The organism is Salmonella sp. A29-2 (genome assembly GCF_020150755.1).
Taxonomy (GTDB): Bacteria; Pseudomonadota; Gammaproteobacteria; order Enterobacterales; family Enterobacteriaceae; genus Salmonella; species Salmonella enterica.
On record NZ_CP083731.1, the window covers coordinates 4,139,299 to 4,158,600 of the forward strand.

The following is a 19,302-nucleotide window of genomic DNA, read 5'->3' on the forward strand; positions in this document are numbered from 1 at the left end:
ACCATAGTACGAGAACCGTGGCCGATTACTTTGATGCCTTTGATGTGGAGCTATTTTTAACAGATAACGTATACCACACTCAAAATACTCCCCCAGATCAATGCCCTCCTCTGAACACCTCCCTCTTGTGCCATTCCACAAACCGTTCACCCGGATAATTTTCTTTCATCTGCGGCAACGCGATCTCTTTCCCCGCAAAATCCCAGAACAGCCGCTGTACCACTCCGCCACCATTCACCGCGTCGGAAACCACCACGCGCATATTTTCATCCAGGCCAATCGAACCGCGATCGAACGCTTTATGATGAATTGCGCACAACGCCAGGCCATTAGGTACTTCACAAGGACCATGATGCTGCTTCCATCTGATATGGGCTGCTTCAAGGGCTATAGGGGCGTTGTCGTGGCGCATATTGAAGCCGCAGACCGCACATTGATAATTGTAAGCTCGTAGCACCGCCTGGCGGAACTTCGGATCGCGTTGACGGAGAGAGGTGCGAATATCAAAACCCATCTCGTCAGCGATGTCTTCCTGAATACTGGTCGGAAAATGCGCCTCAAGGATCTGCTGCGCCAGCGCGTCGATTAGCTTACGTTTTTTTGTTACCAGCGCGAAATTGACGGCATCAAACCCACCAGCAACATTATATTCAATGAGTTCACGTTTAGGTGGCTGGCGGCTACCGCTGGTTGAGCAGAATTCCGCGTTTTGCAATTCCCAGAAACCATCGCCCTTCAAACGCCAGAACGGCATATCCGGGCGCTGTTCACGGCGCTGTGGCCCATAGCGCTCCAGCAAATCCAGCAATTGCTCATGAATTTCAGAACCATAATCAAACAGGTGATTGTGACCCTGCCGATAGTGCGAGAGGACACCGATATTTATTACTGTCGGCTTTACAAGGTATCGATCGATGAAAGAAACCACGGCCCGTCATGATGTACTGCTCAACCACTATCAGGCCTGTCTGGATGATTACACTCGCCCGGCTATCCTTCATGGTCAGTGCCAGCCCGAGATTATCCGCTGGCATACGCTGACGATGGTGATCTGCACACTGCCCTGTAGTGAGCTTGCCGAGCTGCTGCTCCCTGAAGGCCTCCAGCGCGTTCTCAATATCCCGACAACAGCACCAATAACAGTGGCGCAGGACATCAACAAAAACCTGATGCCGTTACTACTGCCGGGTGTGCTGCTCAGTGAATGCGAGCAACTGGGGATGCGTCGCCTCAGCAACAAGCTACAGTCATTATTTCAACAATTCAGGGGGCCAGGGTTCAGAGAGCGGTTAACGCTGTTGTGCTGGTCTGAACTGGCAACTGGTATCGATCACAACGAATGGAAGGAGTTACACCGGTTATCCACGGAATCGCTGATATCGTGGACAGATCAGAAGCTACAGGAATTCTGGGTGTTACAGCCACAAATTGAAGATTACATTGCTTTAATCTGATAGCGAGTATTGGCTGGGTGTCGTACCAAATGAGCTATGCCCATTCACACCGATAGCGCATCGGATAAATTGACTCCGTTCCACGCGGCATACAGACTTCTGATATGAATCAACCCGCCAGGACGGCGGGTTGATTTTCAATAAAAATAGATCTGCGGCCGGTTCCCTGTGCGCCATAACAGGCCATCAGGGTCAGCTCCACGCAACACGCGAACCACGTTAATACGGTTTGCAGCACGACGTGGGCGTGTAGTCATTAGCCGCCTCCACCAGCCTGGCGATTTTGTTGCATCCCAGCGAGGTAGACTCGAAGTGTTGCGGTCACGGTAATGGATATAAGTAATCCCTTCACTGCTGGGATAGTTGATTCGATAATGTGGTAGCGGATTTCCATTCCGATCGCGATCTTTTCTGGTATTAAAATTGGACATAGATAACTCCCGTTAAAGGTTGTTACCAATGCTCCTGTATATAACGCATATGCCCTCTCAATCGGTGTAACGCAGGCGGGCTCTAACCTCCTGCCGGTTCATCCCATGATTTTTACGCTGATGTCCACACATCCAACAACTACACGAACAGGGAGTGTGGTAAACCATGCCAACATGCGTCGACGAACAACTTCCAGCATTATTATAATGCCTGCGGATTGCTTTCAAACGCCGCTCATGGTGGCGGCGCAGGGCGCGTGTACGTGCCATTCTCGAAACTCCATCAATAACGGGGGCACAATGCCCCTGCTTATGAGTTCCGACCAATCTGTATAGCGCAATTTCACTCCAGAAATATTCATCGTCCTGATGCCATCTGAATACAAAAATGAAGGATACCTTGAAAATTACCACTTTCCCTTATGTGCATGCGCATGGTCCAACTTCAGGGGCATCGCATCGGCATGACCAAAACTGCGATTGAATGCAGCAAGGTGGCAGGGTGTACAAAGATGCACTTTTCCATAGTTACTGTCGGCATATGCCCGGATTGGGCTAATGTAACTGTGACATTCAGCACAGTAATGTTTTTCGGTGACGATTTTTCCCCTCCGGACTTTTAGTATCAGCGGACCGTGCTCGCCGCTAACGAGATTATCGTAATCGCTGGTCGCAATATTAAAGCGAGTCGGTTTCCCATGTCGTTTAGCAGAAGAGTCGGTCTTTTGTTGGTGAGTTCCTAATGCTTTAAGGATTTTTTTCTGGGAGTAAGGTGATAAGACAAATCCCGGATTATTGGCTTTCGACACTCTAGCTTACCTTCAGTTACTTTTCTTAAACTCACTCAGTGTGAGGCCTTCGTGAAGGCATCAAACCGGAAACTGCGCTCTAAATCTATGATCAGGATCACTCGATAATCATCATCAATAAATCACCCATTTGTTCTGATCCTAACCATGGCATATCACCTGCATGCCGATTACAATCATTACTTGATTTTTGCGAGCAGCATTCCGGATTTTTGATGACAAACACCATGATAAAAAATGACAAACGCTGGATTGGCGATCTGCTGGGCGGTTCGTTGATGGTCCGAGAGAGCCGAACCATTGCTGAACTGTTGCTTTCTGAACCTGATGAAACGACCTGGCAGCAGCAAATAATCAATGAAAATATTCTTCAGGCTTCCTCCACAAGCACTGCAAATCGTTATGCCCGAACCTTAAGGCTGCGATTAATGACCTTGGATCGGGGGTGCTGGAAACTGATTGCTGATGGCAGTGAAAGCGAACGTCTACAAATGCTATTGGTTGCATTGATGATCCAGTCTCCAATTGTTGCGGAGTTTATTGCTGAGGTTGTAAATCCGGCTCGTCAACAGTTTAAAGAAAAACTTGGTATGAACTGCTGGAGTGAATTTGTGGATGAGAATCTGCGATTGCACCCGGAGCTGGCTGCTTTCTCTGATTCATCTATCCAAAAAATGGGTAACAATCTGATTAAGGCACTGGCAGAAGCTGGTTACCTGGATAGCCCACGCCGCCGCAATTTACAAAACGTTTTCCTTCTACCAGATGTTGCAGCGGCCTTGCATCGTTTAAATAAAGCCGAACTGCTCCCTATTCTGGAGGGTAACGTATGAATGACCCGATCCTTGAATATCGATTAAAACAGTTAGAAGAACGTATCGGCGACGACCGTTTTTTGAAAAACCAAGGTTCCGGTAATGAGATTGGCTTCTGGATTTTTGATTATCCGGCAAAGCAAGAGCTTCAGGTCCGCGAATACCTTCACTTTTTATTCAAAAAACTGGATAAAAAGTACACCTATAAAACGTTAAATATCTTCCAGGTCATCATCGATATGCTGGAAGAACGTAAGCTCTTTGACCGTATCTGCCAGCGAGAGCCTGAACTTGGCCTGGAAACACTGAAAAAGCATCTGGCAGCCCCACTGAGCCAGAAAAAAATCGCGGAATATATTGCGCGCACTGTCGATCTTCCGGCGCAGCAATTTGTCATTCTGACGGGCCTCGGTAACGCCTGGCCGTTGGTTCGTGGTCATGAGCTAATGAGCACGCTTCAGGACGTGATGGGGTTTACACCACTGCTGATGTTCTATCCAGGCACCTACAGCGGATATGCTCTTTCACCACTCGATGGCATTCACTCCCGTAACTATTACCGCGCCTTCAGACTGGTACCCGAAACCGGACCGGCGGCGACTTTGACTCCTCGTTAAAAGACGACAGCAATGAATATTGAACAAATTTTTGAGAAACCGCTAAAACGTAATATTAACGGCGTGGTTAAAGCCGAGCAGACTGACGACGAAAGCGCCTGGATAGAACTGGATGAGTACGTCATTACTCGGGAGCTCGATGGTCACCTGCGTCAGTTCTTTGAAGTCTATGCCCCAGCTACTGGACCAGGCAGATTACAGCTTGCCGACAAAATGGGCGTCTGGGTTTCAGGCTTCTTTGGGTCCGGTAAATCACACTTCATTAAGATTCTTTCCTATCTGCTGGCGAACCGCGAAGTTAGCCACAATGGAGTCACGCGTAATGCGCTCTCCTTCTTTGAAGAGAAAATTGATGATGCCCTGCTATTGGCCGATATTCGGAAATCGGTTCAGCATCCGACTGATGTCGTTCTATTCAATATTGACTCACGTGCGAATGTTGAAGATGGCGTGGATGCCATCCTCAAAGTCTTTCTGAAAGTTTTTAACGAACTGGCTGGTTATTGTGGGGACTTCCCGCATATTGCACACCTGGAACGTGAGCTCGATAAGCGTGGACAGTTTGATACCTTTAAAGCCGCCTTTGCGGATATTACTGGCTCTCGTTGGGAAGATGAACGTGATGTTTATCTGATGATAAACGATCAGATGGCTCAGGCGCTGAGTGTTGCTACAGGCCAGAGTGAAGAGTCTTCTCGCCAGTGGATCGAGCAACTTGATAAGAACTTCCCTCTGGATATCAAAAATTTCTGTACGTGGGTTAAAGAGTGGCTGGATAGTCAAGGCAACCGCAACATCCTGTTTATGGTCGATGAAGTTGGGCAGTTCATTGGTAAAGATGCCCAGATGATGCTGAAGCTGCAAACCATCACCGAAAACTTGGGCGTTATTTGCGGTGGACGCGCATGGGTGATTGTGACCTCCCAGGCCGACATCAATGCCGCCATTGGCGGTATGAGCAGTCGCGACGGTCAGGATTTCTCCAAGATTCAGGGGCGTTTCTCAACGCGCTTACAACTCTCCAGCTCGAATACCTCAGAAGTTATTCAGAAACGTTTGCTGGTGAAAACCGATGCGGCAATACCGGAGCTGGAAACTATCTGGCAGGAAAAAGGCGATATTCTGCGTAACCAGTTGGCGTTTGACACGACAACGACAGCTACGCTGCGAGCCTATACAAACAGCCGCGAGTTCGTGGATAACTATCCGTTTGTACCGTGGCATTACCAAATCCTGCAAAAGGTCTTTGAATCAATCCGAACCAAAGGGGCCGCAGGTAAACAGTTAGCAATGGGGGAGCGCTCTCTGCTGGATGCCTTCCAGTCGGCAGCTGTGCAAATCTCCGCAGATGGTCTGGATAGTCTGGTCCCGTTCTGGCGCTTTTACTCCGCGATCGAAAGCTTCCTGGAACCTGCGGTTAGCCGCACTATCATTCAGGCCTGCCAGTCTCCGTCGCTGACGGAATTTGACGGCAAACTACTAAAGACGCTGTTCCTGATCCGTTACGTCGATGTGCTGAAAAGTACTCTCGACAATCTCGTTACGCTCTCTATCGAGCGTATTGATACTGATAAAGTGGAACTCCGTCGACAGATTGAAGCCAGTCTTAATCGTCTGCAGGCTGAGATGCTGATCTCGCGTATTGATGACAAATTTGTTTTTCTCACTAACGAAGAAAAAGAGATTGAAAACGAAATCCGCAATATTGACGTGGAATTCACCACCATCAATAAGCAACTCTCAACCATCATTTTCGAAGAGATCCTGAAGAATAAAAGATATCGCTATCCAGTCAATAAGCAGGATTTTGATATCAGTCGCTTCTGTAACGGGCACCCACTGGATGGTGTGAATCTTAACGATCTGGTGGTTAAAGTGCTCACGCCACTGGACTCGAACTACGAGAGCTATAAGGGTGCGCATTCTAATAGTCTGCTGATGACGGACAGCAAAGACTGCATCTTAATTTGTCTGCCTGATGAGGCTCGTACCTGGCAAGACCTGACCATGTACGCGCAGACCAAAGCCTTCCTTAGCAAGCAAAGCGGACAGCGTCCGGAACAGGCAACGCTGTTGGCAGAAAAAGGCCGTGAAAATGGCATGCGCGAAAAAACACTGAAGGCGCAGATCGAAGGCTTGTTGACTCAGGCTGATGTCTGGGCGCTGGGCGAACGGCTGGATAAGAAATCCTCTTCGCCGTTAGCTATCGTAGATGCAGCCTGCAGTTACGTTATCGAGAACAGTTTCTCCAAACTAAAATTGCTGCGTCTGAGTACCGGAGACGTAAATCGTGAAACTCACGCGCTGTTGACAGTAGAAAATGATACCCAGCTCGACCTCGGGGAAATGGAAGAGTCCAATCCTGAGGCAATGCGTGAAGTGGATAACTGGATCAGTATGAGTATTGAGACTCATAAGCCAGTTTACCTGCGGGATATCCTCACCACTTTTGGCCGTCGCCCATTTGGCTGGCCGGAAGATGAGGTCAAATTGCTGGTTGCTCGGCTGGCGCGCAGCGGAAAATACAGCTTCACTCTGCAAGGCAGTGAAATCGCACTGAAGCAGGCGTGGGACGCGTTTAATAATTCACGTCGTTACAGCGATTTGCGTTTGCATAAAGTACGTCGCCATGACGAAGCGCAGCTGACTAAAGCCGCGCAACTGATGGCTGATATTGCTGGAGAACCGTTTAACGAGCGTGAAGAGCAGCCGCTGGTCTCTCATATTCGCGAACTCTTTGGCCGCTGGAAGAGCGAACTGACTGTTTTTAAAACTCGTGCAGAGAGTGGACAAAACCCTGGCCGTAAAGAGATAGAAGAAGGCCTGGTATTGCTGAACGGGATCCTTAACGAGAAAGAGGAATACGCGGTCATTGAAAAAATCACCACAGCGGCCGACGATCTTAAAGATTTCTCGGAAGACTGGGACGATTTGGTCAGCTTCTACAAAAACCAATACGCCACCTGGCAGCGCTTGAGTGCGGCATTAAATGGCAGTTTTAAAGCTAACCGTAATGCGCTGGATAAAGACGAAACGGCTCAAAAGGCGTTGCAGGATTTGGAGGGCATCTACAGTAAGGCACGACCTTACGGAGAGCTGCACCGGATTATCCCGCTGATTGAAACCGTTGAAACCATCAACCAGCGTCTGGTGGAAGAATACCGAAACCATGCGCTGCAGCAGATCGATGTCCATATCAATGAACTGAAGCAAAGCATGCTAGAGATGCTCGTCCCTGCTGACTTGCAGCACTCGCTTTTGCACCCGATGCAACAATCGCGTAAGAAAGTAGAGCAGAACGGTCTGATCCCGCAAATCATGGAAGAACAGGCTGAGGTTCGGGCGCTACAATTTAAAGCAAACGAACGACTGAACGGTTGGGTTGAAGAACAGCGTAAGAAAGTGCCAGAACCCAAACCCGCCCCTCAGCCAGGGGTTATCGACCCAGTAGTTAAGCCTGAACCCAAGCTGAAAAAGACCATCTACGTGAACACGCGTAAAACGATGGAACGAGCTGCGGGTGTGACAACGCTGGATAACGCCGAACAGGTAGACAAAGCGCTGGAACAGCTGCGTAAAACGCTCATGGATGCCATTAACGCAGGCGAACGCGTACAGCTTCAGTAATTTCCCCATGTTCAGGGCAGACGTTGTCTGCCCATTTCAGGACTCCACATGAATACGTCAAACATCAAAAAATACGCCCCGGTGGCACGTAAACAGTTCCGTGATGCGGTCATGCAAAAACTGACTACGCTGGGTATTGAGGCCGATAAAAAAGGTAATTTACAGATTACGCAGGCAACCGATCTTGGCGACAGCGTGCGTTATGGTCAGTTTTCGCTGGATAAGTCACTGGCGTCACGCCGTGAGCGTCTGGTCAAGCGTGCAGAAAAGCAGGGCTACGACGTGCTGGTGGAGCACATTGCTTACACCTGGTTTAACCGCTTCTGCGCTATTCGCTATATGGAGCTACATGGCTATCTGGAGCACGGTTTCCGTATGCTGTCTCACCCGACGCTGGCAGGGGGTTTTGAGGTGCTGGATCATGTGCCGGAAGTGGCTGATGCTCTTGGGCTGGACAAAGTGCGCCTGGTGGAGATGAAGCTGGCGGGCGATCGTGACGAAGAGCTGTACCGGGAACTGTTGCTTGCCCAGTGTCATGCGTTGCACGGTGCAATGCCTTTCCTGTTCGAAGCAGTTAATGATGAAATTGAGCTAGTGCTGCCGGATAATCTGACCCGCACCGACTCCATTCTACGTGGGCTGGTAGACACCATTCCTGCAGAAGACTGGGAACAGGTCGAAGTGATCGGCTGGCTGTATCAGTTTTACATCTCAGAGAAGAAAGATGACGTGATCGGCAAGGTGGTAAAGAGCGAAGATATTCCCGCAGCCACTCAGCTGTTTACCCCGAACTGGATTGTGCAGTATCTGGTGCAGAACTCGGTGGGTCGCCAGTGGCTGCAAACCTACCCTGATTCCAGCTTGAAAGGCAAAATGCCGTACTACATCGAGCCAGCGGAGCAAACGCCAGAGGTGCAGGCACAGCTGGCTGAGATCACTCCATCCAGCATTGAGCCTGAAAGCATTAAGGTACTGGACCCAGCCTGCGGTTCCGGGCATATCCTGACAGAAGCCTATAACGTGCTGAAGGCCATTTACGAAGAGCGCGGTTACCGTACCCGTGACATTCCGCAGCTGATTCTGGAAAACAATATTTTCGGCCTGGACATCGACGACCGTGCCGCACAGCTCTCCGGTTTTGCGATGCTGATGTTGGCACGTCAGGACGATCGTCGTATTCTGGGCCGTGGCGTTCGCCTGAATATCGTTTCCCTGCAGGAAAGTAAACTGGATATTGCAGAACTGTGGACCAAGCTGAACTTCCACCAGCAGGTGCAGCGTGGCAGCATGGGAGATATGTTTGCAGAAGGGGCGGCACTGACCAATACCGACAGCGCGGAATATAAGCTGCTGATGCGAACGCTGGCATTGTTTACCAGCGCAAAAACGTTGGGATCGCTGATTCAGGTTTCACATGAAGATGAAGCGGCGCTGAAAGCGTTCCTGGATGGGTTGTATCGTCTGGCTGTTGAAGGGGATATTCAGCAGAAAGAAGCAGCGGCGGAGCTGATCCCGTATATCCAGCAGGCGTGGATTCTGGCGCAGCGTTATGATGCGGTGGTGGCAAACCCGCCGTATATGGGCGGGAAAGGAATGAATGGCGAACTGAAAGAGTTTGCAAAAAAACAATTCCCGGACAGCAAGTCAGATTTGTTTGCGATGTTTATGCAGCATGCATTTTCTTTGCTCAAAGAGAACGGCTTTAATGCGCAAGTGAATATGCAGTCATGGATGTTCCTGTCTAGCTATGAAGCGCTTCGTGGCTGGTTATTAGCGAATAAGACCTTGATCACTATGGCACATTTAGGGGCGCGGGCTTTTGGGCAAATTTCTGGTGAAGTTGTGCAGACTACGGCCTGGGTGATTAGTAATAATCATACCGAACGTTATCAGCCAGTATTTTTCCGCCTGATTGAAGGTAATGAAGAACAAAAACAAAACTCTTTGCTTAAGCGGGACAACCAATTTAATAGCACGGCGCAGAATGACTTCAAAAAAATCCCAGGCACGCCAATTGCCTATTGGGCTGGGAATAAATTAATTAATGCTTTTCATGAAGTAAAACTGAAAGAAATGGCTGATGCAAAACAAGGAATGGCCACGTCAGACAATGAGAGATTTTTAAGATATTGGACTGAAGTAAGTCATAAAAATATCAAATTCGGTTGTAGAACACATAATGAATCACAAGTCAGTCATCAAAAATGGTATCCATATAACAAGGGGGGAACCTTCCGACGTTGGTATGGAAATCATGAATATGTGGTCAATTGGAAAAATGATGGGGAAGAACTTAAAGATTTCGTTGAAGAATTAAACAAACTTCGTCCTGGAGGACGTCTAAAAAACCAAGAGTATTATTTTTTAGAGTGCATTAACTACTCATCTCTGAGTTCTGGATTTTTTTCAGCACGCTATACTAATACTGGCTTCTTGTTTGATACAAAAGGGTCAGGGATTTTTCCTAAAGATGGAAATGTGAAAGCATTTTTGTCATTATTAAATAGCAATGTCATCCAGGACTTCCTGGATATATTATGCCCAACCTTAGACTATAGCTCTATTGGCATAAATTCTCTTCCTGTCAAACTATTATCCATTCCTCAGATTGATACCTTGCTATCTATATCAAAAGAGGATTGGGATAATTATGAAGATAGCTGGGATTACTCAAGAAATCTGCTGGTTAAAAAGAAAAAAAACAACATCGCCAATAGTTACTTTGAGTTAATAGACTCCCATAAAAAAACAATTAGCGAGCTTCTCAACTTGGAAGTAGAGAATAATAAAAAAATTATTTCTATATATGGATTATCTCAGAATGTAAGCCCTAATGTGGATATTAAAAATATCACTCTTACATGCAATCCAGACTACCGCTATAGCGGGGAAGAAAGTAACGGTTTCCATGGACGTTTCCAATCAGATACATTTGTTGAGTTCATATCTTACGCAATTGGCTGCCAAATGGGCCGCTACTCCCTCGATCGTGAAGGCTTGGTCTACGCCCATGAAGGCAACAAAGGTTTTGTCGAATTAGTCGCCGAAGGCGCCTATAAAACCTTCCCCGCCGATGAAGACGGTATCCTACCGCTGATGGATTCCGATTGGTTCGACGACGATGTTACCGCCCGCGTTAAAGAGTTCGTTCGCACAGTCTGGGGCGAAGAACATCTGCAGAAAAACCTCGATTTCATCGCCGAAAGCCTCTGTTTGTACGCAGTCAAGCCGAAAAAAGGCGAATCTTCGCTAGATACTATCCGCCGCTATCTTTCCACGCAGTTCTGGAAAGATCATATGAAGATGTACAAAAAACGCCCGATTTACTGGCTGTTCAGCTCCGGTAAAGAGAAAGCGTTTGAGTGCCTGGTGTACCTGCACCGTTATAATGAAGGCACTCTGTCGCGTATGCGAACCGAATACGTGGTTCCACTGCTTGCGCGCTATCAGGGAAATATCGATCTGGTAAACGATCAGCTTAAGAATGCTGAATCAGGTGCGGCCACCACACGCCTGAAAAAAGAACTGGATGGGTTGACCAAAAAATTCAACGAGCTACGCAATTTTGACGATCGCTTGCGTCACTATGCTGATAGACGTATCACTATTGATCTGGATGACGGCGTTAAGATTAACTACGGCAAATTTGGCGATCTGCTGGCGGATGTGAAGGCGATCACCGGCAGTGCTCCACAGGAGGCATAATGGATCAACATCCCCTGATTATTAAAGGCTACAAGAGTATCGCGGAGCTTTCCCTTGTGGAAAGCCCGCCGTTTATTACTTTTGCCGGGGCGAACGGCGCTGGCAAAAGTAACATTACCGATGCATTGGCTTTTTTTGGTGCCGTAGTGAAAACCGGTGCGACACAAGCAATCCGTGATTTTGGCGGTTTTAAGCAGATTCATTGCTACAAGCTGCGTAAAGAAAAGCGGACTACGGCGTCTATTCATCTTGATATTGAGTTGACAGGTAAACGGTTTATCTATGATCTGACGATCAAAAATATGGATAAAAAACCAGTGATAACTGAGAGCTTGGTTATTGATGGAGATATTCATATTGATCGTAAGCACCCAGATACTCTTATGATTCGCCTGAGCGATGATGATGAAACCCCAGCGACCTTAATCCCTAACTACTCGTCGGATATGACGGCACTAATGTTACTGGGGAAAAGTGAACTGTACGCTTTTTTGACCAATATTGTCGTTTTTCGCATCGATCCGTTACGAGCTAAAGAGCCCGATAGCGCCAAAACCGACTCAACATTTCTGGACAGTCATGGCCGAAACATTGCTTCTGTGCTTGCTGCTCTCGAATCGAATAGCGAATTTAAAGAGCAAATACTGGAGTGGATGGAGCTCATAGTTCCGGGGATGGAAAATGTATCGACCGAAAAACAAAAATTAGATGGTTCGACGGTACTAACCTTCAAAGAAGAGGGAACCCATGCCCGTTTTCCTGCCCACCTAATATCTGACGGCACCATCTTTACCCTATGCATTATGACGGCCATATTGAGTCGGGCACAGCAAACGGGAATGACCATTATTGAAGAGCCTGAACGAGGCATCCACCCAAAAGCCATTGGGGAACTTGTGCAATTGATGCGTGAAAATGCCTCTTTGAATCATCCGATTGTTATTACTACCCATAGTGAATCTGTTGTTCGCAATCTGGAACCTGATGAACTGTGGTTTGTAAGTAAGAAAGATGGGAAAACTCAGTTGAAGCACGCTTCTGATGCAGGTATTGATAAGAAGGAAATCCCACTGGATACCGCGTGGCTGATGAATATGTTTGATGGTGGTTTGCCATGGTAAAAGTAGGGTTTATCGTTGAAGGTGATACTGAGTTAATCATAGTGAACTCACCAGCGTTCATTGCATTTTTGCACGCAAATGATTTTGAATTGGTAACTCCTGTCATTGATGCCAAAGGTGGTGGTAACCTGTTGCCGAAGTATGTCGATAACTTCGTTGCAAGGCTCAAAAATGTCGGCGCTGAACGGATCTGTATTCTGACCGATCTGGAAGATGCGGCATCTGTTGCTGATGTGCAGGCCCGAATTGCCCATCAAGATGTCGACATCTCGTTTATCGCGGTCAAAGCTGTTGAGGCCTGGTTTCTTGCCGATTCAGAGGCAATGAAAAAATGGCTTAAGGTAGACGCATTTAATGAAGAGTTACCTGAAGCTACAACTGAAATGCCATGGGATCGTTTAAAAGAAATTTCACGTGAGCTAAGAAAGCAGGGACCGGGGAGTTCTAAAACCGCATTTGCCAAAAGAATGGTAACGCATCACGGTTTTGATATTCAGAGTTCTGCCAGACACCCTGCTTGCCCTAGCGCTCATGAACTGGTCGACTGGTTTGAGAATCAATAATGCAATTTAAAGAACTGGAATCCGGGCTTCGTCAGAAGTTTACTGACAACCGTATCGTCTTCTGGCATGACCCGGAACAACGCTTCACTGATTCACTCAATGAGCTGGATCTCGACAATGTCACGCTGCTGGATATGCGCGGCGTTTCTGTGCTCGCAACAAAAAAACGACTCGAAATCGATGAGCCTGAGCAAAAATTTTTACTCTATTTCACCAGTGAGGTTCCCGCTCGCGAGCAGGACTGGTTGCTGGATATTCGCCTCTATAGCACCGAATTCCACGCTGATTATGCGGCGATCACTCTGAATTCGCTGGGTATCCCGCAGTTGGGGTTACGCGAACATATTCAGATCCGCAAAGCCTTCTTTACCGTCAAGCGAACTCAGATCCTGAAGGGATGGGTTACCGAGCGCGAAACGGAAAACTCTCTCGATAAGAAAATGCTGGCAGTGGTGGTTGGGGGCAGTACCTTTGAAACCAAAGAGATTCTGTTTGCTTTGATTCGGCAATTTGTCGCGGCACGGCAGCAGGATGACAGCGCACTGGAGAACACCTTCGCCGTACTGAAGAAACTTGGCCTGGATGAGGTACTCTGGGAGATTCTTCGCATTGAGCTCGGGTACCAATCTGAATCTCCTTCCCTAGATAACCTGATTCTGAAACTGTTCTGTACCGATCTCTGGGCTCAGGGTGATGAAGCGCATCGTGACTGGTTGAGTAAAAATGTGCTGGTTACCGCTGCTGGACGGGCGTCTTCACTGGCCTTTATGGGGGCGTGGCGCAACGATCGTCGCTATAAAGCAGAATACGATTATTGTGCTGAGGATTTGCAGCAGACTCTCCAGCCAAAAGAGCACTACAACCACAGCTCACCATACGTACTGGCAAAATGCGAAACGTTCGAGGCCATTGAACAAATTATTATCCGTGGTCTGGTTACACAACTGCAGGAAGAAAGCACCACTCTGGACAGAGATGCGTTTAAAGCACTGGTATCTGAGCGCAGTGCTAAATACTGGAGCCAGACACGTCCAGAGTATCTTTCTATTTGGAATGCTATTCGTCAGGCGGAACGTTTGCTGAATTTGCGTAACCGCTACACTGACGGATTTAATTTCCCCGATACAGGCGCGTTCTGGAAGGCCTACTGCGACGAAATTTATCGCTTCGATCAGACCTATCGTTTGTTTAATGAATATGCCGCACCGGTGCACAGCAAAGGGGCGATGATCCTGCATGAACTGGATAAATTCATTGAAGAGTTGTACAGCAATTGGTACCTGGCCGAGCTGAGTCGCGGCTGGAACAAATTGCTGGAAGCGGAAAACCGTATGCAGACATGGCAGTTTAGTGGCATACCCCTGCAGCGCAATTTCTATAAAGAGAATGTTAAACGTCAGTTTGACACCTCGCAGGTGAAACGCGTTTTTGTCGTGATCTCGGATGCACTGCGCTATGAAGTGGCGGAAGAACTGGGCAGGCATATTAACCATGAGAAGCACTTCAGCGCAGAGCTGCGCTCCCAGACCGGAGTACTCCCAAGCTATACCCAACTGGGCATGGCCGCACTGTTGCCTCATGAGTCGTTGAGCTACCTTCCTGATAATTCTGGCGTAGTCTACGCCGATGGGATGTCTACCCACGGGTTCGATAAACGAGCCGCTATTCTGGCGAAGGTAAATGGAGTGGTACTGAAAGCAAAGGATTTGCAGAACGCCAATAACCAGGAAGTGAATGAACAAATCCGCAACGCTTCCGTAGTTTATATCTGGCACGACACTATAGATGCCATGGGTGATAAGGCTGCAACGGAAGATAAAACGTTTGAGGCCTGCCGAAGTGCAATCACTGAGCTAAAAGATCTGGTTTCACGCCTGCGTAGCCGATTTAATGCCAGCCGAATTTTTGTTACCGCCGATCATGGGTTCTTGTTCCAACAACAAGCGCTGGTGGAGCAGGATAAAACGAAGCTGGAAAGTAAAGCCAAAGACACGATTGAAGCGAATAAGCGCTTTATTGTGGGTCATCAGCTGCCTGAAAATGAATTTTGCTGGCACGGCAAACTTGCTGATACTGCAGGCGCAAGCGATGAGAGTGAATTCCTGTTACCCAAAGGAGTACAGCGTTTCCACTTCGTAGGGGGCGCTCGTTTCGTTCATGGCGGAGCCATGCTGCAGGAAGTGTGTGTTCCCGTGTTGAAGATTCGCGCGCTTGAAAAGAAAGCGGCTGAGAAGCAACCCCAGCGACAACCCGTGTCCATTGTAGCACGGGATCAGGTGATCAAACTGGTTAACAGCATTGATAAAGTTGGTTTTATTCAGACTACGGCAGTGAATGAGTTAAATGAGCCGCGCACGTTGAATATCTTTATCGTGGATGAAAACAACCAGGTCGTCTCCGGTACGGAAACAGTATGCTTTGACAGTGATAACGAAGATATGGGTAAACGCACCCGCGATGTAACCATGAAACTCATGGGGACGGCATTCAATCGTAAAAACAAGTATGTTCTGATCCTGGAGAATGCGGACAGCGCAACAGAGTATGGTCGCTACCCAATCACGATCGACCTGGCATTTCAGGATGACTTCTTTTAAGTGAGGCGTTATGCAGGATAACTCAGCCATTAACATGGAAGCGGCCTCTGCGTTGGCTCAGGACCTGGATTCATTGTTGAATCAGCATTTTCGCGGTCGCGTGGTGCGTAAGGATCTGACTAAGCAACTTAAAGAAGGGGCTAATGTTCCAGTTTACGTACTGGAATATCTACTCGGTATGTACTGTGCCTCCGATGACGGTGAGGTTGTCGAGCAGGGGCTACAGTCGGTTAAGCGTATTCTGGCTGATAACTACGTCCGCCCGGATGAAGCAGAGAAGGTGAAATCGCTCATTCGTGAGCGAGGATCCTACAAGATCATCGATAAAGTGTCGGTAAAGCTCAATCAGAAGAAAGACGTTTACGAAGCCCAGCTTTCCAACCTCGGCATTAAAGATGCACTGGTGCCGCCGCAAATGGTCAAGGACAACGAGAAGCTGTTGACCGGCGGCATCTGGTGCATGATCACCGTGAACTACTTCTTTGAGGAAGGACAAAAAACGTCGCCCTTCTCTCTGATGACGCTTAAACCTATCCAGATGCCCAATATGGACATGGAAGAGATATTTACCGCGCGTACGCACTTCAACCGCGACCAGTGGATTGATGTTCTGCTGCGCTCCGTGGGTATGGAACCTGCTAACATTGAGCAGCGAACCAAGTGGCACCTGATCACCCGCATGATCCCTTTCGTGGAAAACAACTATAACGTCTGCGAACTGGGTCCACGCGGCACCGGTAAAAGCCATGTCTATAAAGAATGTTCGCCAAACTCACTGTTAGTTTCCGGCGGGCAAACCACGGTAGCCAACCTGTTTTACAACATGGCCAGCCGCCAGATTGGCCTGGTTGGCATGTGGGATGTCGTCGCGTTTGATGAAGTGGCGGGGATCACTTTCAAAGACAAAGACGGCGTGCAAATCATGAAGGATTACATGGCGTCTGGCTCGTTTTCCCGCGGAAGAGATTCGATTGAAGGCAAAGCATCGATGGTGTTCGTCGGCAACATTAACCAAAGCGTTGAGACGCTAGTCAAAACCAGCCATCTGTTAGCCCCCTTCCCTGCCGCGATGATCGATACGGCGTTTTTCGACCGCTTCCATGCCTATATCCCCGGCTGGGAAATCCCGAAAATGCGCCCGGAATTCTTTACCAACCGCTACGGCCTTATTACAGATTATCTCGCCGAATACATGCGGGAAATGCGTAAGCGCAGCTTCTCCGACGCAATCGATAAGTTCTACAAGCTGGGTAATAACCTCAACCAGCGCGACGTTATCGCGGTAAGGCGCACGGTTTCTGGTCTATTGAAACTTCTTCACCCCAATGGTTCTTACAGCAAAGAGGACGTCCGGGTTTGCCTGACCTACGCCATGGAAGCCCGCCGTCGAGTCAAAGAACAGCTTAAAAAGCTGGGCGGACTGGAGTTCTTCGATGTGAATTTTAGTTACATCGATAATGAGACGCTGGAAGAATTCTTCGTCAGCGTGCCGGAACAGGGCGGCAGCGAATTAATTCCTGTTGGCATGCCAAAGCCAGGCGTAGTGCATTTAGTGACGCAAGCGGAAAGTGGCATGACGGGTCTGTATCGCTTCGAAACTCAGATGACCCCAGGCAATGGTAAGCATAGCGTTTCCGGTCTGGGATCAAGCACCTCGGCTAAGGAAGCCATCCGGGTTGGATTTGACTATTTCAAAGGCAACCTCAGCCGCGTTAGCGCAACAGCAAAATTTTCTGAACATGAGTACCACCTGCACGTAGTCGAATTGCACAATACTGGACCAAGCACTGCGACCAGTCTTGCCGCGCTGATTGCGCTGTGTTCCGTATTACTGGCGAAACCTGTTCAGGAACAAATGGTTGTGTTAGGTAGCATGACGCTCGGTGGAGTGATCAACCCGGTTCAGGATCTGGCGGCTAGCTTACAACTTGCTTTCGACAGCGGCGCAAAAAAGGTCCTTTTGCCGATGTCTTCCGCGGTAGATATCCCGACAGTGCCAGCCGAGTTGTTTACCAAATTCCAGGTCAGTTTTTACTCTGAACCTGTAGATGCGGTTTATAAGGCGTTGGGAGTAAACTGAATATATCGAGGGGTGAGTCACACTCCTCGGTTAAATAACCTGCCAGCCTTTTTTTGTTAATTTTTTTGGACTATATTCGTCAATCTCCCTTTTCATCTGGAATGATGTACGGTTAGATAATAATGAAACTAATTGCAAATGGATTGAATAAGCAGTTTTTTACTTCTTTTCTACCTCCATCAGATAGCGAAATTGATGGTGTCGTTGCGGCAATAGCCTATGGAGATGATAAAACCACGCTTCTTGACCACTGTCTGAAAAATCATCATCGCCTGGATATCTGGATGCGGTACGATCATACTGTCCCTGTATCGCCTTCACTTCTGACAAAATTTCTTGCCAATACAAAAAACAATATCTTCTGCAAACTTGTTCCGGATTGCCTTCACAGCAAGGTCATCTGGTGGAAGGGTTATGGTGCATATATTGGATCGGCTAATTTAACCGATCGCGCATGGCATACAAATATAGAGACTGGTATTTTCTTCACTGAAAGTGATTTATACAATTCTAATCTAATTGGACAACTAGAAGAGTTTTTCGAAAACTTAGCGTCTCTTGACTGTTGTGTTGATCTTAGTGAAGATATTATTGACGAACAAAGGCAGCTATTAAAATCAAAACTCGAGTTAGAGAAAAAAGAACGACAAGTTATCAGAAAGCGAAAAATACCTGAATGGGGTGGAGTGAGCTTTATTGATAACAAAAAAACTAAAGATAAAAGAAAAGAGAGTTTCCATAAAGAATGGGAAAGCACGTTTTCAATCATTAAGAATATCTCAGACCAGATTAATGATTACAGACCTGTATGGATATCAGAAGACACTCCAGAATTTTGGCAAACCGATCAGTTCCTACATGCCTATTATTATAATATAGTTCATCAGAAGGATAACACTTATCCTTTTGAAGATTATCATCGTACAAATAGTAAAAATCCACAGGCAGCGCTGATGAGTATGCTCTCCTGGTGGAAAGACCTATCAATACCTTTATCTAATGAAGATATTCACCTTGAGGTCTATGCACCATATATCCGTGATCATTTATCAAAAAATAATATTGTTCTATTGACTGAGGATAATCTCCATAAAATATTCTCCTATACACATGCAACGATGGACCATGTGATAAAAATGAGTGCTGATATATTTGGGCATTCTGCTAACACATCTTTAAACAAGGAAAAACGTGCTGTTTTATTCACAGAATGGATCATGGGTAAAACTAATCAAAAAGGCATGACTATTGCTGAATTACTCAATTACGTCCTCTATGGTGGAAAGGCCTCATTGATGTGGGAAAGAATCTACCAAGCTGGAAAAGACGATGAATACAAATTTCAGCATTATGGTATTAACTCTATCGCAGAAGTTGTTGGATGGGCCAGACCCGATGATACTCCTCCCAGAAATGGCAGAACCAATAAGGCCTTACGCGCATTAGGCTATCCAGTTCGAGTGAATATTTAGTACCATCTTTC

The 19,302-nt window shown here is 47.4% G+C and carries 11 protein-coding genes and 1 pseudogene; 10 read left to right on the forward strand and 2 right to left on the reverse strand.

Annotation, left to right across the window (positions count from 1 at the left end; all coding sequences use genetic code 11):
• Positions 1-97: 97 nt before the first annotated feature.
• A pseudogene (locus tag K8W53_RS20185) lies at positions 98-877 on the reverse strand (phosphorothioated DNA-binding restriction endonuclease); the annotation flags it as partial.
• Positions 878-914: 37 nt separating this feature from the next.
• On the opposite strand from K8W53_RS20185, the gene K8W53_RS20190 reads away from it, so the two are divergent.
• Positions 915-1,454 (forward strand): hypothetical protein, encoded by a 540-nt coding sequence (locus tag K8W53_RS20190; protein ID WP_023224622.1) that lies wholly within the window; start codon positions 915-917, stop codon positions 1,452-1,454.
• Positions 1,455-2,292: 838 nt separating this feature from the next.
• On the opposite strand, the gene K8W53_RS20195 is transcribed toward K8W53_RS20190, so the two are convergent.
• Complete coding sequence (locus K8W53_RS20195; RefSeq protein ID WP_124304412.1) at positions 2,293-2,694, reverse strand: hypothetical protein; 402 nt, start codon at positions 2,692-2,694, stop codon at positions 2,293-2,295.
• A 215-nt stretch (positions 2,695-2,909) separates the two neighbouring features.
• On the opposite strand from K8W53_RS20195, the gene K8W53_RS20200 reads away from it, so the two are divergent.
• From K8W53_RS20200 to K8W53_RS20240, 9 genes are all read left to right on the forward strand, one after another.
• Positions 2,910-3,527 carry a DUF1819 family protein gene (locus K8W53_RS20200; protein ID WP_023224623.1) on the forward strand — a complete coding sequence of 206 codons (618 nt, stop codon included), beginning with the start codon at positions 2,910-2,912 and terminating at the stop codon, positions 3,525-3,527.
• A complete protein-coding gene (locus tag K8W53_RS20205; protein ID WP_052939499.1) occupies positions 3,524-4,126 on the forward strand; it encodes a DUF1788 domain-containing protein in 603 nt (200 codons plus the stop codon). The genes K8W53_RS20200 and K8W53_RS20205 overlap by 4 nt, the downstream gene beginning before the upstream one ends.
• 12 nt (positions 4,127-4,138) lie before the next feature.
• Positions 4,139-7,753, forward strand: coding sequence for a BREX system P-loop protein BrxC (gene brxC / locus K8W53_RS20210; protein ID WP_052939500.1), 3,615 nt, complete (start codon positions 4,139-4,141; stop codon positions 7,751-7,753).
• Positions 7,754-7,801: 48 nt separating this feature from the next.
• Positions 7,802-11,458: a BREX-1 system adenine-specific DNA-methyltransferase PglX gene (gene pglX, locus K8W53_RS20215; RefSeq protein WP_023224626.1), complete on the forward strand. Its 3,657-nt coding sequence runs from the start codon at positions 7,802-7,804 to the stop codon at positions 11,456-11,458.
• Complete coding sequence (locus K8W53_RS20220; RefSeq protein WP_023224627.1) at positions 11,458-12,579, forward strand: AAA family ATPase; 1,122 nt, start codon at positions 11,458-11,460, stop codon at positions 12,577-12,579. The genes pglX and K8W53_RS20220 overlap by 1 nt, the downstream gene beginning before the upstream one ends.
• Entirely contained in the window at positions 12,573-13,142 is a 570-nt protein-coding gene (locus K8W53_RS20225; protein WP_023224628.1) for a hypothetical protein, read from the forward strand. The genes K8W53_RS20220 and K8W53_RS20225 overlap by 7 nt, the downstream gene beginning before the upstream one ends.
• Entirely contained in the window at positions 13,142-15,739 is a 2,598-nt protein-coding gene (gene pglZ, locus K8W53_RS20230; RefSeq protein ID WP_023224629.1) for a BREX-1 system phosphatase PglZ type A, read from the forward strand. Before K8W53_RS20225 ends, pglZ begins: the two co-directional genes overlap by 1 nt.
• Positions 15,740-15,749: 10 nt before the next feature.
• Positions 15,750-17,819: a protease Lon-related BREX system protein BrxL gene (gene brxL, locus K8W53_RS20235; protein ID WP_023224630.1), complete on the forward strand. Its 2,070-nt coding sequence runs from the start codon at positions 15,750-15,752 to the stop codon at positions 17,817-17,819.
• A gap of 122 nt (positions 17,820-17,941) precedes the next feature.
• Complete coding sequence (locus K8W53_RS20240) at positions 17,942-19,291, forward strand: phospholipase D-like domain-containing protein (protein ID WP_023224631.1); 1,350 nt, start codon at positions 17,942-17,944, stop codon at positions 19,289-19,291.
• The last annotated feature ends 11 nt before the right edge of the window (positions 19,292-19,302 follow it).

Coding starts and splice junctions, on each gene's coding strand:
- K8W53_RS20190 (WP_023224622.1), top strand. CDS start 915: ATGAAAGAAACCACGGCCCGTCATGATGTACTGCTCAACCACTATCAG.
- K8W53_RS20200 (WP_023224623.1), top strand. CDS start 2,910: ATGACAAACACCATGATAAAAAATGACAAACGCTGGATTGGCGATCTG.
- K8W53_RS20205 (WP_052939499.1), top strand. CDS start 3,524: ATGAATGACCCGATCCTTGAATATCGATTAAAACAGTTAGAAGAACGT.
- brxC (WP_052939500.1), top strand. CDS start 4,139: ATGAATATTGAACAAATTTTTGAGAAACCGCTAAAACGTAATATTAAC.
- pglX (WP_023224626.1), top strand. CDS start 7,802: ATGAATACGTCAAACATCAAAAAATACGCCCCGGTGGCACGTAAACAG.
- K8W53_RS20220 (WP_023224627.1), top strand. CDS start 11,458: ATGGATCAACATCCCCTGATTATTAAAGGCTACAAGAGTATCGCGGAG.
- K8W53_RS20225 (WP_023224628.1), top strand. CDS start 12,573: ATGGTAAAAGTAGGGTTTATCGTTGAAGGTGATACTGAGTTAATCATA.
- pglZ (WP_023224629.1), top strand. CDS start 13,142: ATGCAATTTAAAGAACTGGAATCCGGGCTTCGTCAGAAGTTTACTGAC.
- brxL (WP_023224630.1), top strand. CDS start 15,750: ATGCAGGATAACTCAGCCATTAACATGGAAGCGGCCTCTGCGTTGGCT.
- K8W53_RS20240 (WP_023224631.1), top strand. CDS start 17,942: ATGAAACTAATTGCAAATGGATTGAATAAGCAGTTTTTTACTTCTTTT.